Below are 16,436 nucleotides of genomic sequence, written 5' to 3'. Positions count from 1 at the left end.
GAAACGCTCCGGTTCAAGCCTTTTTAGGATTTTGTCCGCAACAGGTAATCCAGCGCGCAGCCGGGCAGTACCCGGCGCAGTACGCTCATGGCGTGGGCGACCACGGTGACAGGGTAGCGCAGGTGCGGCCGTGGGCTTTCCAGTGCGTGCAGCAACTTGGGCAGCACGGCTTCCGGCGGCAGGGTAAAGCGCCGGGCGATACCGGGGTTAGTCACCGGTTTTTCCTGGCGGGTCTGGCTGACGTTGTCGGTAAACCGGGTGGTCAGCGGGCCGGGTTCAATCAAGGAAACGCGGATGCCGCTGCCGTGCAGTTCCATCCGTAGTGCGTCGGACCAGGCTTCCAGCGCATATTTACTGGCCGCGTAGGCGCCACGGCCGGGCGTGGAGATCAATCCCATCACGGAACTGGTCTGGATAATGCGGCCTTCGCCATGCGGCAGCATGGCTGGCAGCAGTAGTTGGGTCAGTTGGTGCGTGCCGAACAGATTACTGGAAAACTGTTGTTCCAGTTGCCGCCGGGTGATGGTGCTCAGCGGGCCGTACAGGCCATAGCCGGCGTTATTAAACAATCCGTACAGCCGGTTGCCTGTCAGGGCGATCACGGCAGCAGCCGCCTGCTTGACGCTGGCGCTGTTATCTAAATCCAGATCGATCCCTTCAAAACCCAGTGTATTCATGCGCGCCACATCCTCGGGGCGGCGGCAGGCCGCCAACACGCGATAGCCGCGTTGTTGCAGATACTGGGCGGCAATCAGTCCTATGCCGCTGGAGCAGCCGGTAATCAAAACCGCTTTTTGCATAACTTTACCTAACTAAAAAGCTCTAAATATCAAGAGTCGTGGTTAACTAACGGTTCAAGCTGTCTGGCCATCCAATCGGCGATGAACGGCTGGGCATCGCGTGTTGGGTGGATCCCGTCATCCTGCATCCATTCCGGCTTCAGATAGACCTGCTCCATGAAAAACGGCAGCAGAGGAATCGAAAATTGTTGGGCCAGGCGCGGATAAACGGCGCTGAACGTTTCGGTATAACGTCGACCATAGTTGCTTGGCAAGCGGATTTGCATCAGTAGCGGTTCGGCGTTGGCTATTTTGATCCGCGCGATGATGTTGCTGAGATCCCGCTCCAGGTTTTGCGGGGGAAAGCCTCGCAGCCCGTCGTTGCCGCCAAGTTCGATCAGCACCCAGCGCGGTTGATGCTGGTTCAACAGTGCGGGCAGTCGAGCCAGTCCTTGGGCGGCGGTATCGCCGCTGATGCTGGCGTTGACCACCTGAATATCCGGCGTATGGGCGCGCCAGCGATCGTTGAGCAATACCGGCCACGCCTGATTGCCCGCCATCCGGTATCCCGCGCTCAGGCTGTCGCCCAGCACCAGCAGGGTGTCCGTCGCCAGCGCACGTAAACTGAACAGGCACAGAAACAGAGAGACAACGAGATGCCAGCGGAAAACATTCTTGAAGTTCATCATCTTAATAAGCACGTTGGTCAAGGGGAACATCAGCTCTCCATCCTTACCGGAGTTGAGCTGGTTGTCAAACCTGCTCAGACCATTGCGCTGGTGGGCGAGTCCGGTTCCGGTAAGTCCACGCTACTGGGCATTTTGGCCGGCCTGGATGATGGCAGCGGCGGCGAGGTTTCGCTGTTGGGGCAACGGCTGGATCGGCTGGATGAGGAAGGCCGCGCGGCGTTGCGGGCGCGGGACGTGGGGTTTGTTTTTCAATCATTCATGTTGGTGCCGACGCTGACGGCGCTGGAGAATGTGCAATTGCCCGCGTTGCTGCGTGGTGAAAGCGACACACAGAGCCGGCAACAGGCGGAACAACTGTTGCAACAACTGGGTCTGGGGGAACGGCTGACGCATCTGCCTGCGCAGCTTTCCGGCGGCGAGCAGCAGCGGGTTGCGCTGGCGCGCGCCTTCAGCGGTCGCCCTCGTTTGCTGTTCGCCGACGAGCCGACCGGCAATCTGGATCGTCATACCGGCGATCGCATCGCCGATCTGCTGTTTTCCCTGAATCGCGATTTCGCCACCACCTTGATTCTGGTGACTCATGACGAACGTCTGGCGCTGCGTTGCGAGCGTCGGTTGCGGCTGCGGGACGGCCAGTTATGGGAGGATGCATGATTTGGCGTTGGTTCTGGCGGGAATGGCGATCGCCGTCGTTGTTGATCGTCTGGGTGGCGCTGACGCTATCGGTAGCGTGCGTTCTGGCATTGGGGACGCTCAGCGATCGGATGGACAAGGGCCTCAGCCAGCAGAGCCGGGATTTTCTGGCGGGCGACCGGGTGTTACGCGCCGCCCGGCCGGTGGATGAATCGTGGTTGCAACAAGCTGGGCAGCAGGGACTGGCGGTCAGCCGGCAAGTGTCGTTCATGACCATGACGTATGCCGGCGACAATGCGCAACTGGCGCAGGTGAAAGCCGCCGACGATCGTTATCCCCTGTACGGCGAATTACAGACCCGGCCCGCCGGGCTGCGGGCATCCGCCGGTAACGCGCTGGTGGCGCCGCGCCTGCTAGCGCTGCTGAATCTGAACGTCGGCGACAAGCTGGACGTGGGTGATACCACGCTGCGTATTGCCGGCGAGCTGGTGCAGGAGCCTGACGCCGGGTTTAATCCGTTCGATACTGCGCCGCGTGTGCTGATCAGCATGGCGGATGTGGAAAAAACCGGCGCGGTGCAACCCGGCGGACGTATCACCTGGCGCTATATGTTCGCCGGCGACGCCCGGCAGATTGCCCGTTTCGGCGATATCGTCACGCCGCAGTTGAAACCGGATCAGCGCTGGTATGGCGTGGAGGATTCGCAAAATGCGCTGGGGAAAACCCTGCAACGGGCCCAACAGTTTCTGCTGCTGTCGGCCTTGCTGACGCTGTTGTTGTCGGTGGCGGCGGTCGCCGTGGCGATGGGGCATTATTGCCGTAGTCGCTACGATCTGGTGGCTATTCTCAAAACGCTGGGCGCCGGCCGGCAGGCGCTGCGCAAACTGATCGTCGGCCAGTGGCTGTCGCTGCTGCTGTTTTCCGGGGTGTGCGGCAGTGTGTTGGGGATGGTGGGTGAAGCGATATTGATGACGTTGCTGGCGCCTGTGTTGCCTGCGGCCCTGCCTGCCGCAGGGCTGTGGCCGTGGGGATGGGCGCTGGGGTCGCTGGTGCTGATTTCCCTGCTGGTCGGCTGGCGGCCGTATCGTTTGCTACTGGCGACGCAGCCGCTGCGGGTGTTACGCCAGGATGTGACGGCGCAGGTCTGGCCGTTGCGTTATTACCTACCGACGGCGGTCGGGGTGGTGATTGCGTTGCTGGCGGCGATCTCCGGCGGCGGCGCGCTGTTGTGGTCATTATTGGGGGGCGTGCTGGCGGTATCTGCGCTGCTGGCGGCGATTGGCTGGGGCGGCCTGCTGCTGTTGCGGCGGTTGACGCTCAAGCGGCTGGCGTTACGGCTGGCTGTCAATCGCCTGCTGCGCCAGCCCTGGGAGACGCTGGGGCAACTGGCCGCTTTTTCGTTGTCGTTCATGCTGCTGGCGCTGTTGCTGCTGTTGCGGGGTGATCTGATGGAGCGCTGGCAGCAGCAATTGCCGCCGGGCAGCCCCAACTATTTCGTCTTGAATATCGCGGCGGAACAGGTGGCGCCGGTACAGGCATTTTTGGCCGAACACCAGGTCGCGCCGCAAACTTTCTACCCGATTATTCGCACGCGGCTGACTGAAATTAACGGTCGGAAATCCACGGAGGTGGTTCGGGAAAACGATCCCGGCGGTGAAACGGTCAATCGTGAGCTGAACCTGACCTGGCTGGCGGCGCTGCCGGCGCATAATCCGCTGCTGGCCGGCACCTGGCCGCCTAAACCTGGCGAAGTGTCTATCGAACAGGGCGTGGCCAAGCGGCTGGGGGTGAATATCGGCGATACCTTGACGTTTACCGGCGATACCCAGCCGTTCAGCGCGCGGGTTTCCAGCCTTAGACAGGTGGACTGGGAGAGCCTGCGACCTAACTTCTTTTTCATCTTTCCCCCGGGCGATCTGGCCGCTCAGCCGCAATCCTTCCTGACCAGCTTTCGCCACGACGGCGGCGATAATTTGATAGCCCAATTGAATCGCCAGTTTCCGACACTGACGGTGTTGGACGTCGGCGCCATCCTGAAACAGATTGGTCAGGTGTTGCAGCAGGTCGGTCTGGCGCTGGAAGTGATGGTTATTCTGGTGATCGTCTGCGGCGCGCTGCTGCTGCTGGCGCAGATTCAGGTGGGCATGCGGCAACGTCGCCAAGAACTGATGGTGTACCGCACGTTGGGCGCCAGTCAGCGTTTGTTGCGCGGCACCCTGTGGTGGGAGTTCGCGGTGCTGGGGCTGGCGGCCGGCGTGGCGGCGGCGATCGGCGCGGAGGTAGCGTTGTGGCTGTTGCAGCGCCGGGTATTTGATTTCCCCTGGCAGCCTAACGGATGGCTGTGGGTAGGTTTGCCGCCGTTGTCGGCGCTGCTGTTGTCGCTATGCGGTGGCTGGCTGGGGTTGCGCCTGCTGCGCGGTAGGGCGCTGTTCCGCCAGTACAACGCCTGACTTGTCGACACATGAATGGCCTTGATGTCGATTCCGGATTTTCCGCTGCGGTGTGATTAGCGGATACGATCGTCATAAGGAAATGAAGGACGCGCAGCCCAGAGGCAGGCTGCGCGGTTTTGGTGATCAGAAGTCGACGCTGGCGCGCAGCACCACTTCCCGCGGATCGCCGATGGCGACACGCAGGTTGTTGCCGCTCGACGGGTAGTAGGTCTTATCGAACAGGTTTTTGACGTTGAGCTGCCATTTTACCTTGTAACCGTTGAGCGGCAGGCTATAGGCGACGAAAGCATCGGCTACGGTATAGTCGTCAAGGTAAAAACTGTTGGCGGCATCGCCGGGACGACGGCCAACATAGCGTGCGCCCACGCCCGCCCGAAGATTGTCGCCGGCATGCAGGCCGGGCGCGCCGAAGTCGTTGGTCAGGAAGAGCGATGCAGTGTGGCGTGCCACGTTAGCCATTTCGTTGCCCTGATTGTCCGGATCGGATGTGACGCGCGCATCGGTGAAGGCGTAGGAACCAATGACACTCAGGCTGTTGGTTAGTTTGCCGGACATATCCAGTTCAATGCCCTGGGAGCGCACTTTCCCCGCCGTACGGGTCACGGTTTCGCCGGCGATCAGTTCGCTGACCATCACGTTGCGTTTTTGAATGTCGAACAATGCCAGGTTGGCGGTGACGCGGTTTGGCAGATCCAGCTTGGCGCCGACTTCATACGACCGGCCGACCTCCGGCGCCATGGCGCCGATCTGGCTGGCAATGGAGACATTGGGTTTGAAGGATTCGCTGTAGCTGCTGTAAAGCGACAAACTCTGCGTCAGGTTGTAGACCACGCCGGCACGCGGAATTAAACGGCTGTCGGCGCTGTCGGTATTGATGTTGAAGGGGCGTCCTTTGCCTGCCATGACGTCGAAATGGTCATAACGCAGGCCGCCCAGCAGCAGCCAGTGTTCGTTCAAGCGAACGGCGTCCTGAACGAAGACGCCGGTGCTGTCGACGTTTTCACGCTGGTCGCTGTCCGCCGCGCTGATCGTGGTGGAGGCTGGCTGCAAGCCGTAAACCGGATTATAGACATCGAAGCTGTAGCGCCGGGTGCTGCGCAACATATCACCGCGGTAGGTGCGATCCGCCTCGTGATCGACGCCCAGCAGCAGCTGGTGGTTGATGCGGCCCCAGTCAATATCGCCGTTCAGCGTCATCTGTACGCTTTGCGACTGGCTGCGCGCGTCGGCGGTGGCATCGGCCTGACGGGTCAGAATGCCGGTATTAGCGTTAAAGGCGGTGGCGCGGGCCTGATTGTCGTTGTAGGTATTGCGGCTATAGGTGTAATTAAGCCCGGTTTTCCAGCGGTCGTTGAGTGAATGATCGAGCTGGAAAGTCAGGGTGTCCTGATCGCCACGGGTGGCGTTGTAGGTTTCGTCAAAACGGCGTTCGCGCGGCGTATTGACCGGTTTGCCGGTGCGGCTGTCGATGACGGTGCCGCGGTCGAACGGCGTCAGGTATTCCATGTGTTCCCAGGCGACGCGCACCGTGGTGTTATCGCCGTACCACATCAATGATGGCGCGACGGTGGTTTGGCGGTTTCGACCGAAGTTGCGCCAGTAGTCGGTTTCGTCGTGGTCGACGATCATGCGGTAGGCGAGCCCGGAGGTACCCAGCGGCCCGGTGATGTCCAATTGCCCGCCGCCGCCGTTGTAACTGCTGTTCCAGCCTTCGAGGTGCGTCTTCTGCACCAGTTCCGGTTTTTTGCTGATGATATTGATCATGCCGCCGGGTTCTCCCCAGCCGTAAAGCATTGATGCCGGGCCTTTCAGTACCTCTACCCGTTCGGTCGTGGGTGTGACGTTGCGTGCCTGAATGGAGCGGATGCCGTCGCGCAGAATGGAGCCGTCCCGGTTATCGCCGAAGCCGCGTTTCATCACGGCGTCCTGCGTACCGCCTAGAGTATTGGCCTGCGTGATGCCGCTGACGTTGTACAAGGCTTCGTCGAGGCTTCTGGCCGCCTGATCGTCCAGCACTTGTTCCTGCACCACATTGACCGCCTGCGGTACATCCAGCAGACGGCTGTTGGTGCGAGTTCCGGTAGTGGTGGCGTGGGGCTGGTAGCCGGTGTTGTCTTGGCTGCCGACGGCCGGCGTACTGGCGCTAACGACCAGTGTATCCTCCTGTTTTTTATCTGCTTTGGCCGTGGCGGCTGCGGTTTGTTCCGTGGCGGTTGCTGCGTGCGGGCCGAACGGCAGCAGCGCCAGCAGCGGCCAGCCTTTACGCCAGAGGTTATTGTTCATGTGTGAGTTGACTCCAATAGGTCCCTGAAAAATCAATGGATAAAAATTGCTGATAAATCTGTTGCAGAGTGAGTTGCGGATCCAGATCGCGGAATAACTCCGGGTAGAGCGCTTTGGCGAACATCTCCACCATCACCACGTGATAAGGGCTGAGATAGAAGTTGTGCCACATGCTCCAGGCACGGCCGGTATTGACGGCGGAAAGGTGCGACAGCAGCGGTTCCTGACGAAGCAGCGTGGAAAAGCTGTTCTGTGCCTGCTGGAGTGAAACATCCGGGCCGAGCATCAGATCCGACAAGCGTTTGCCCTCCGGCCCGGCCATGCCGGTGGCGATGTAGACGTCCGGATGGGCGGCCAGCGCTTGTTCGGGGCTCAGTTCACCATAAACACCGTGCACCGAACCTGCTGCAATGTTGTCGCCGCCGGCGAAAGCCAGTAGTTCGCCCAGATTACCGTTGACCGCGGTGGTGCAGCAGGTGTCCCGGCGGCCAAGGTGCAGATGCAGCATCACCGTAGTCTTGCGCCCCGTATGTTGGCTAAGCCGCTGGTGCACGGCATCCATATGTTGCTGGTAGAACTGGATAAAAGCGTCGGCGCGCGCCTGTCTATTGAGGGCTTCGCCCAGCAGTTTCAGGCTGGGGACGGTGTTTTTCAGCAGATCAATGCGCAGGTCGACATAGATAAACGGAATACCTGCTTGGGTCAGCGCCTGCTGAATACCTTGTTCATTGTCGGAGCCTTTCGCCAATCGCGGCAGGATCACCAGATCCGGTTTCAGCGGCAGTAACGTTTCTGCATTAACGGTGTTCAGATTGCCGTTTCCCAATTGCGGGATGTGGGCGATGTCGGGATATTTGGCGATGTAACGACCCCAGCTTTGCGCATCGTAGCGCGCCAGATCGCCGGGCCATCCCACGATGCGTTGCGCCGGATTACCGGGCTCCAGCAGCGCCAGTGTATACAGCATGCGGCTTTCGCCCAGAATGATGCGCTGCGGGTTATCCGGAATAACGACCTGACGGCCCTGCATATCCGTGACGATTTTGGCGTGGGTCAGTGCACTAAAAAACAACAAGGTAAAAAAGGTAATGATGACGCGCATAATAATTTCTCGTAAAAATTACGCGGGGAAAAATAATAATAATTATTTCTATTTGCAATGTTTGCGTGGCGTTATTACGAAGGGTGAAAAATAAAAATGTTCTTTTTCAATTTGATAAATGGGTTTTAGTAAATAATTAAAGCCAGTCAATCTACTGGCAGCGGGGGCAGAGGAATGTCAAACGGCGGTCATGCTGTGACCGGCATGGTCATTTCTGGCTGTTGGACGTGTTCCCGCTGCTACGCGCCTGGTGGGGTTCTGTGGAGGAGTGGATGCTGACAAGGCGGGAGGCAAACGCCGGGACTTGGTACGCAGGCTACAGGGATGTTATCCCTGTAGCCCAGTGAGCCTCGGCTCTTGCGGATAGATATAAGCCGGGTAGGGCGTTATTTTTTACGGGCGTACTTCAGGGAATCCAGGGCAACGGCGAAAATGATGATGCCGCCTTTGATAATGTACTGCCAGTAAGGGCTGACGCCGATGTAAGTCAGACCGTAGTTGATGAGGGTGAAGATGATAACCCCAGTTACGACACCGGCAACCGTACCCACACCACCTGCAAAAGACACGCCACCGACCACGCACGCGGCGATGGCGTCAAGTTCGTACATAAAGCCCAGGTTGTTGGTGGCGCTACCGATACGGCCTGCTTCCAGCATACCGCCGAAGGCATAGAACACGCCGGACAGCATGTATACCCAAATCAGGTTCAGCGACACGTTCACACCAGACACTTTGGCGGCTTCCGGATTACCGCCGATAGCGAAGATGTTTTTACCAAAACGGGTTTTATTCCACAAAATCCACACGAACAGTGATGCAATCGCTGCATAGAACGTGATGTAGGACAGTTTGAAATCGCCGAAGCGTACAAAGCCCTGTGTGAAGGTGGAGAAACGGTCGTCAAAGCCGGCGATCGGGGAAGCGCCCACGATGTCGTAATACAGTGAGTTGATACCGTAAACGATGATCATCGTACCCAATGTGGTGATGAACGGCGTCACTTTCAGGTAGGCGATGATAAGACCGTTGACCAAACCAATCACTGCACCGATAGCACAAACGATCAGAATAACCAGCGGGATCGGCATGGTTTCCAAGTGTGGGAACACCTTGTTGGTGTTATCCATCGCTTGTAACAGCGTGGCGGCAACTACCGCAGCGAGACCGACCTGGCGCCCCGCCGACAGGTCGGTGCCTTGCGTGACGATAAGCCCGGCTACGCCGAGTGCGATAATCACACGCACCGAAGACTGCGTCAGGATGTTACTCAGGTTAGTGAGACTAAGGAAGGTGGGATCCTGGATAATAATAATCACCAGCAATACCAGCAGCACAGCATAAATGCCGCTGTCTTTCAGCCAGGTGAGCGCACTTTTTTTAGTTGTAGCTTTCATGGTAACAGCCCTTGCATCATTAAAGGTGTAACGACGCTAAACGGAGAATTTCGTTCTGCGTGGTGTTCTTGGTTTCGACAATGCCTGACACCAGGCCGTTGCTCATCACCAGTATTCGATCGGTAATGCCAAGCAGTTCCGGCATTTCGGAAGAGATGATGATGATGCCTTTGCCCTTACGAGCCAGTTCGGAAATCAGCTGATAAATCTCGAATTTCGCACCCACGTCAATGCCGCGGGTCGGTTCGTCGAGCATCAGGATCTCCGGTTGGGTCAGCAGCCAACGCCCGATGATGACTTTTTGTTGGTTGCCGCCGGAGAGTGAACCGATAGGCGTATGGTGGCCTGGAGTTTTTACCCGCATGGAATCGATAACCCACTGCACGTCGCTTTTCATGCGGGAGTTATCCAACAGCCCAATGCTGTTTTTATATTTGTTGATGTTGGAAATCAGCGAATTAAAGCCGACATCCAGATAGGCATAAATCCCGGTGGAACGCCGTTCTTCCGTCACCAATGCGAAACCGTTGTTGATGGCCTCATTGGCGGAATGGTTGTTGACTTGCTTGCCGCGCAGCGTGATGGTGCCGCTGAGTTTTTCGCGGATACCGAACAGGGTTTCGACGATGTCGGTACGTTTGGCGCCGACCAGACCGGCAATCCCCAAAATCTCGCCCTGGCGCAGATCAAACGACACATCGCGGATAGACGGTTGACGCATTGAGGTCAAACCGCGCACTTCCAGCATCACGTCACCGGGGGTGTTGGTTTTCTCCGGGAAGCGCTGGGTCAGCGAGCGGCCCACCATCATGGCGATGATCTGGTCCATATTCAGGCCTTCGAGCGGCTGCGTCGCGACCCACTGACCATCACGCAGGACGGTAATTTCATCGCACAACTGGAAGATCTCTTCCATTTTGTGGGAGATATAGACAATGCCGCAGCCCCGGTCTTTCAGCTTACGGATGATAGTGAACAGATGGTTCACCTCTTTTTCCGTCAGTGACGAGGTGGGCTCGTCCATGATGACGATTTTGGCATTGTAGGAGAATGCTTTGGCGATCTCGATCATCTGCATCTGCGACACGGACAGCGAAGCCACTTTGTCGCGCGGATCGATATCGATATCCAGTTCATCGAAAATGGCTTTGGTGTCGCGATACATTTTTTCCTGATCGACGAACAACCCTTTTTTGGGATAACGGCCGAGCCACATGTTATCCATGACTGAGCGTTGCAAAACCAGGTTCAATTCCTGATGCACCATGGATACGCCGTTCTCCAGCGCTTCTTTCGCGCTTTTGAAATCGATTTCCTGCCCCTGGAATTGAATGCTGCCTGTATCTTTCTGATAAATGCCGAACAGACATTTCAGTAGCGTCGATTTACCTGCGCCGTTTTCTCCCATCAGGGCATGGATCGAGTGGGGGCGCACCTTCAGGTTGACATTATCCAATGCCTTTACACCGGGAAACGACTTACTGATATTGGTCATCTCCAGCAGGAATTCGCGCTGAGTGGTTAGAGTATCACTGGTCATATTTTACCTGGTCGAAATAATTACCTGGCTGAAACGTTGCCAGACCGAACATGACTGTCTGGCTGAAAAAACCGGTCGTTCAAACAGTGACGGGCGCAGCGGTTGCCGCGCCCCGACGAGATTACTTCGTGAATTGCGCCAGGTTGTCTTTATCAACCGGCACGTAAGGTACGCGCACTACTTTATTTTCAATTTTGAAGTTGGTGCCTTCAGCGGCCGGTTTGCCCAGCGCCAGGTTTTTCGCCAGATCGATAGTGGCTTTGGCTTGGTTGTCGGCGTCATTCAGCACGGTACCAGCCAGTGCGCCGGATTTGACCAGCGACAGGGCTTCCGGCAGCGCGTCAACGCCGAATACCGGAATGCTGCTCTTGTTATGCGCTTTCAGTGCTTCGACAGCACCCATTGCCATGGCGTCGTTGTTGGCAATCAACACTTCAATCTTGTCGGCGTTAGGGCCAGACATCCAGGCGTCAACCTTGTCTTTCGCCATAGCGGTATCCCACATGGCGGTATCCATCTGCAACTGCTGGACTTTGATACCGTCTTTGGTCAGGGTATCCACCACGTATTTGGTACGGGCTTCGGCATCCGGATGGCCCGGTTCGCCTTTAAGCAGAGCGTACTGGATAACGCCGTCTTTGTTCAGATCCCAAGATGGGTTGGCTTTCCAGTGTTTGGCGATCAACTGACCCTGAATAATGCCGGATTCTTTGGAATCAGTACCGACATAGTAGGCTTTGTCATAGCTGGCCAGCACTTTTGCGTTCGGTTCTTTGTTGAAGAACACCACCGGTACATCGGCCGCTTTCGCCTTCTGTACCACAATGGCCGCGGCAGCCGGGTCAACCAGGTTGATAGCCAGTGCTTTCACGCCTTTGGCCAGCAAGACATCGACCTGATCGTTTTGTTTGGACTGGTCGTTCTGCGAGTCATTCATCAGCAGTTCGACGCCACCTAAGGCTTTGGCTTCTTTTTCAATATCTTTACGCACCATCGACATGAAATTATCGTCGTATTTGTAGATGGTAACGCCGATACGGGTATCCGCAGCATGGGCCATTGAACCGAACATCATGCTGGCGACCAGCGTTGCGAGAGTTAACACCTTCTTATTCATGATATCTCCGGGTTTATGCAGGGTAGTTTTTTGTCGCGCCGTTCCGTCAGCACCGGAATGGGTTGACTATCGGTTAAGTAAGCATCGGCCAGAACGCACTAAGATGAAAACGTTGCGCTTAAGCCGACCGGTTTTCAGGCATTGCCTAAGATAAAACCTGATTCCCTGTTCAGTAACGCTTCCCTGACGGTTAGTGTGAACGTTTTCGCAGAACTGTCCGGTACCGCATTCCCCGAAATCTGCTCCGCAGGATGTGCCCATCATAGGGATTGCAATGTTAATTAACTGTGAATTTACTCACAGATTGAAAGCGGTTACATCATGGATGTTGCTGAATCAGTGACTGGCCCCACATTTTGGCAGGCCGCTACCGAGTGGCGTCGAACCAATGTCGGCATAAAGCAATGGCGGGCCAATGGATCGAGTTGCCCGGCAGCACCTTTCAGCGCCAGTTCTGTCGCGATTTTCGCCATGGAGACAATTGGGTAGCGGATGGTGGTCAGCCGCGGATCGGTATAGCGTGAAATGGGAATGTCATCGAACCCAATGACGGAGAACTGTGTCGGTACTTCAATTCCGTTATCTTTCAACGCCGTCAGCGCGCCTGCCGCCATACTGTCATTGTAGGCAAATACGGCGCTGAGCTGCTGGTTACGGCCCAGCAATTCCACCATCGCCGCCTCTCCGCCTTGCAGGTCGGGCTCTCCGTTTGCAATCCACTCATCCGCCGGGGTCATACCTTGTTCCATCATGGCCTGTTTCCAGCCGGTCTGTCGCAGTATGACGTCTTCGATCGGATGGCTGGAGCGAAGATAGCCGATGCGCCTATGCCCCTGTTGCAGCAACATGCGAGTCGCCATCATGGCGCCGCTGATGTTGTCCAGACAGACGCAGCGATGGCCATAACCTGCCAGGTTACGGTTGATCAACACCATGCCCGGCACTTGATCCATAAACATGCTCAGCTCATCGTCCGATAGCGCCTTGGCATGGACGATCAGCGCGTTACAGCGTTGGCGGATCAACACTTCGATTGCGTGTCGTTCCTTCTCTTCCTGGTGGTAGGAGTTATTGATAAGTACGTGTTTTTGTAACCGCTGAGCAATGGTATCAACCGCTTTCACCATGGCGCCGAAAAACGGATCGGACACGTCCATCACCACCACGCCGATCGTGTCACTGATCTGCGTTGCCAGTGCTTGTGCGTTGGCGTTTGGCCGATAGCCTAACCGCTCCACGGTTTGAAGAACCAGATCGCGCGTTTGCGGTGTCACTGAGTTGCTGTTATTAAGCACGCGGGACACGGTGGCGATGGATACGCCTGCCTGACGCGCGACATCACGGATGGTTATCATCAATACTCACCACAGAGGTAAAGGTTGTCCTGACCGCACCCCGAAGAGGGGGGTGACGCCATTCTGTCAGGGGGCAGGGCATTGCTGCGTGAGTCTCGTCACAGCATTGAAAGCGCTTACATACAATTTTGTAACCTTTGTGATGAAGGTCATTATCCAGATGGCGACGGCATGCAGCGTGGGCATCACAAAGAAAAACGATGACGAAGCGAAATTACAGGTTGCGAGTGCAACGGCTGTCCGGTTGAGTTTCGGAAATGGGCGGGAAAATCAGGGGATGGCGTTCTGAATTTTCCCGCTAGTGGTTGGCTAAGGCGGTAGCGGTAAACGTTGGCGGTTATTCGGCGGCATAACCGGCGGCGGGAAGCGCAACACCGTCCAGCCAAGCGCGGTTATCACGTAAAGCCAGCCGGCTATTCAGGTACCAGCTCACCACCAACGGGTAAATGCTGTGTTCCTGCGCTTGCACTCGTTCCTGTACATCCTGCTCGCTGTCTTCCGGGAAGATAGGCACCCTGGCTTGCAGTATGACTGGGCCGCCATCCAGCTCTTCGGTAACGAAATGGACGGAGGTGCCGTGCTCGTTATCGCCGTTTTCCAGCGCTTTGCGGTGAGTATGCAGACCCGGATATTTCGGCAACAGGGATGGATGGATGTTGAGCATTTTGCCAGAAAACCGGCGGACAAACGCCTCGCTGAGGATACGCATGTAACCTGCCAGCACCACCACATCAGGGTGATGGCGAGCGATTTCTTCCGCCAGCGCAGCGTCAAAATCGGCACGGTTGGCGAAGTTGGACGGCAGCAATGCTTGGGCCGGAATCCCTGCTTCTTGCGCCCGAACCAAGCCGTAAGCATCAGGGTTGTTGCTTAATACCGCCGCAATACGCCCTTTGAGCCTGCCATCCTGACAGGCGTCGAGCAACGCCTGCAGATTGCTTCCCTGACCTGATATCAACACTACGATATTTTTCATTACCGGATGACCACTGTCTCTCCGTTGTCGGTGCAGCTAATCACACCGATTTTCCACGCGCTCTCGCCGTTCTGATTGAGATGTGCAATGGCGGTTTCCGCTTGTGCGGCAGGCAGCGCGATGATCATGCCGACGCCGCAGTTAAACGTGCGGTACATTTCGTGGCGGCTGACGTTGCCAGCCTGCTGCAACCACTGGAATACCGACGGCCATTGCCAACTGGCTTCATCGATAGTGGCCTGCATGCCTTGCGGCAGTACGCGCGGAATGTTTTCCCAGAAACCGCCGCCGGTCAGGTGCGAAATGGCGTGCACATCGACATTCTCAATCAAAGACAGTATCGATTTGACGTAGATCTTCGTCGGAGCCAGCAGGTGGTCGGCCAGTGGTTTGCCGTCTAATTGTGTTTGCTCCGGGTTGGTGCCGCTAACCTCAAGGATTTTGCGGACCAACGAGTAACCATTGGAGTGTGGGCCGCTGGAGGCCAGCGCGATCAGTGCGTCGCCTTCCTGCACTTGACTGCCGTCGATGATTTCCGATTTCTCGACCACACCGACGCAGAACCCCGCGACGTCATAATCCTCGCCGTGGTACATGCCGGGCATTTCAGCCGTTTCGCCGCCGACCAGCGCGCAGCCGGACTGTTTACAACCTTCAGCGATGCCGGTGATGACGCGGCTTGCGGTATCCACATCCAGCTTGCCGGTGGCGTAGTAATCCAGGAAGAACAGCGGCTCGGCGCCTTGCACCACCAGATCGTTGACGCACATGGCCACCAGATCGATGCCAATCGTATCGTGACGCTGTAGATCCATCGCCAGACGCAGCTTGGTGCCGACACCGTCCGTACCGGAAACCAGTACCGGTTCACGGTATTTCTGCGGTAAGGCGCACAGGGCACCGAAACCGCCCAACCCCCCCATGACTTCGGGGCGGCGGGTCTGTTTCACCACACCTTTAATACGGTCTACCAATGCATTGCCTGCATCAATATCCACGCCTGCGTCTTTATAGCTGAGAGAGGTTTTATCGGTCACTGCGGAGTCCCCACGGAGGTTACGATTGGTTGAAAAAATCGAGCGCGCACATTCTATCAGCGTAAGCAAACGTTTGCGAGTGATGTATTCGTGGCCTGCGCGTTTTGCCGGCAACGGAGAATTTCTGTAATAGCTTGATCTGGATCAGCGTCAATCATATAGCCGCAAGACGAAAAAGCGGTATAATCCGGCGATTTTTTTGGCCGTCCTATGCCGAAGGGGAGAAAAGTGATGAAGATCGTCGAGGTGAAACACCCGCTCGTCAAACATAAACTGGGCCTGATGCGTGAGCATGATATCAGCACCAAGCGTTTTCGTGAGCTGGCGTCTGAAGTGGGTAGTTTGTTGACTTATGAAGCCACTGCCGATCTGGCGACTGAGAAAGTGACGATTGAAGGCTGGTGCGGGCCGGTAGAAGTCGATCAAATCAAAGGCAAAAAAATTACCGTCGTGCCGATCCTGCGTGCCGGGCTGGGTATGATGGAAGGCGTGCTGGAGAACGTACCCAGCGCGCGCATCAGTGTTGTCGGGATGTATCGCGACGAAACCACACTGGAGCCGGTTCCCTATTTTCAGAAGCTGGCCTCCAATATTGATGAGCGCATGGCGCTGGTGGTGGATCCGATGTTGGCGACCGGCGGTTCGATGATCGCGACTATCGATCTGTTAAAGAAAGCCGGGTGCCGCAGCATCAAGATTCTGGTGTTGGTCGCGGCTCCTGAAGGGATCGCCGCGCTGGAGAAAGCGCATCCGGATGTGGAGCTTTATACCGCAGCCATCGACAAAGGGCTTAATGAACACGGTTACATCATGCCGGGTCTGGGTGATGCCGGCGATAAGCTCTTTGGTACCAAGTAAGCCATTAAGCCGACCTTAGCGTCGGCTTTTTTTTGGAATGGATTTCCCTCCGACGGCCGTCGGGAACAGCGGCGGCGTAGTCCAGTCGTACAGACAATATCGTAATGCAGGGAAACGACGTCTATTGGGCGTGGTTGCTCCGGCGGTCGGCTGTCTGGCGTTCGGGGCGGCGTCTGGTCAAGGACGAAGGTTTTTTTCGCGTCGGCGAGGCCGGCGC

At 56.9% G+C, this 16,436-nt stretch carries 14 protein-coding genes; 4 read left to right on the top strand and 10 right to left on the bottom strand.

Annotated elements, in window-relative coordinates:
* Nucleotides 1–23: 23 nt before the first annotated feature.
* Nucleotides 24–800 (bottom strand): SDR family oxidoreductase, encoded by a 777-nt coding sequence (locus HEP82_RS06230; RefSeq protein WP_192457282.1) that lies wholly within the window; start codon nucleotides 798–800, stop codon nucleotides 24–26.
* Between the two features lie 29 nt (nucleotides 801–829).
* Nucleotides 830–1,465 (bottom strand): multifunctional acyl-CoA thioesterase I/protease I/lysophospholipase L1, encoded by a 636-nt coding sequence (gene tesA, locus HEP82_RS06225; RefSeq protein ID WP_192457335.1) that lies wholly within the window; start codon nucleotides 1,463–1,465, stop codon nucleotides 830–832.
* On the opposite strand from tesA, the gene ybbA reads away from it, so the two are divergent.
* Both ybbA and ybbP read left to right on the top strand, forming a co-directional pair.
* Entirely contained in the window at nucleotides 1,436–2,122 is a 687-nt protein-coding gene (gene ybbA, locus HEP82_RS06220) for a putative ABC transporter ATP-binding protein YbbA (RefSeq protein ID WP_192457281.1), read from the top strand. The two genes, tesA and ybbA, sit on opposite strands and share 30 nt — an antisense overlap.
* Nucleotides 2,119–4,551 (top strand): putative ABC transporter permease subunit YbbP, encoded by a 2,433-nt coding sequence (gene ybbP / locus HEP82_RS06215; RefSeq protein ID WP_192457280.1) that lies wholly within the window; start codon nucleotides 2,119–2,121, stop codon nucleotides 4,549–4,551. Before ybbA ends, ybbP begins: the two co-directional genes overlap by 4 nt.
* 126 nt (nucleotides 4,552–4,677) lie before the next feature.
* On the opposite strand, the gene HEP82_RS06210 is transcribed toward ybbP, so the two are convergent.
* The 6 genes from HEP82_RS06210 to galS form a co-directional block, all read right to left on the bottom strand.
* Nucleotides 4,678–6,837: a TonB-dependent siderophore receptor gene (locus HEP82_RS06210; RefSeq protein ID WP_192457279.1), complete on the bottom strand. Its 2,160-nt coding sequence runs from the start codon at nucleotides 6,835–6,837 to the stop codon at nucleotides 4,678–4,680.
* The gene (locus HEP82_RS06205; RefSeq protein WP_192457278.1) at nucleotides 6,827–7,939 is read right to left on the bottom strand and encodes an ABC transporter substrate-binding protein; all 1,113 of its coding nucleotides are present in this window, start codon (nucleotides 7,937–7,939) and stop codon (nucleotides 6,827–6,829) included. Before HEP82_RS06205 ends, HEP82_RS06210 begins: the two co-directional genes overlap by 11 nt.
* A gap of 386 nt (nucleotides 7,940–8,325) precedes the next feature.
* Nucleotides 8,326–9,336 (bottom strand): galactose/methyl galactoside ABC transporter permease MglC, encoded by a 1,011-nt coding sequence (gene mglC / locus HEP82_RS06200; RefSeq protein ID WP_192457277.1) that lies wholly within the window; start codon nucleotides 9,334–9,336, stop codon nucleotides 8,326–8,328.
* 19 nt (nucleotides 9,337–9,355) lie between these two features.
* Nucleotides 9,356–10,876, bottom strand: a complete 1,521-nt coding sequence (gene mglA, locus HEP82_RS06195; protein WP_192457276.1) for a galactose/methyl galactoside ABC transporter ATP-binding protein MglA — start codon at nucleotides 10,874–10,876, stop codon at nucleotides 9,356–9,358.
* 121 nt (nucleotides 10,877–10,997) lie between these two features.
* A complete protein-coding gene (mglB, locus tag HEP82_RS06190) occupies nucleotides 10,998–11,993 on the bottom strand; it encodes a galactose/glucose ABC transporter substrate-binding protein MglB (RefSeq protein WP_192457275.1) in 996 nt (331 codons plus the stop codon).
* Nucleotides 11,994–12,307: 314 nt separating this feature from the next.
* A complete protein-coding gene (gene galS / locus HEP82_RS06185) occupies nucleotides 12,308–13,348 on the bottom strand; it encodes an HTH-type transcriptional regulator GalS (protein WP_192457274.1) in 1,041 nt (346 codons plus the stop codon).
* Between the two features lie 88 nt (nucleotides 13,349–13,436).
* Here galS and HEP82_RS06180 point away from each other — a divergent pair, with 88 nt between their 5' ends.
* Nucleotides 13,437–13,637 carry a hypothetical protein gene (locus HEP82_RS06180; protein WP_192457273.1) on the top strand — a complete coding sequence of 67 codons (201 nt, stop codon included), beginning with the start codon at nucleotides 13,437–13,439 and terminating at the stop codon, nucleotides 13,635–13,637.
* A gap of 48 nt (nucleotides 13,638–13,685) precedes the next feature.
* Here HEP82_RS06180 and purN read toward each other — a convergent pair whose 3' ends face one another.
* Entirely contained in the window at nucleotides 13,686–14,324 is a 639-nt protein-coding gene (gene purN, locus HEP82_RS06175) for a phosphoribosylglycinamide formyltransferase (RefSeq protein ID WP_192457272.1), read from the bottom strand.
* Nucleotides 14,324–15,361 carry a phosphoribosylformylglycinamidine cyclo-ligase gene (purM, locus tag HEP82_RS06170; protein WP_192457271.1) on the bottom strand — a complete coding sequence of 346 codons (1,038 nt, stop codon included), beginning with the start codon at nucleotides 15,359–15,361 and terminating at the stop codon, nucleotides 14,324–14,326. Before purM ends, purN begins: the two co-directional genes overlap by 1 nt.
* Before the next feature lie 231 nt (nucleotides 15,362–15,592).
* Here purM and upp point away from each other — a divergent pair, with 231 nt between their 5' ends.
* Complete coding sequence (gene upp, locus HEP82_RS06165) at nucleotides 15,593–16,219, top strand: uracil phosphoribosyltransferase (RefSeq protein WP_012764687.1); 627 nt, start codon at nucleotides 15,593–15,595, stop codon at nucleotides 16,217–16,219.
* Nucleotides 16,220–16,436 lie beyond the last annotated feature (217 nt).

This window comes from Musicola keenii, assembly GCF_014855505.1.
GTDB lineage: Bacteria > Pseudomonadota > Gammaproteobacteria > Enterobacterales > Enterobacteriaceae > Musicola > Musicola paradisiaca.
The sequence above is the reverse complement of the archived record's forward strand: the minus strand, read 5'-3'. Positions and strand labels throughout refer to the sequence as shown.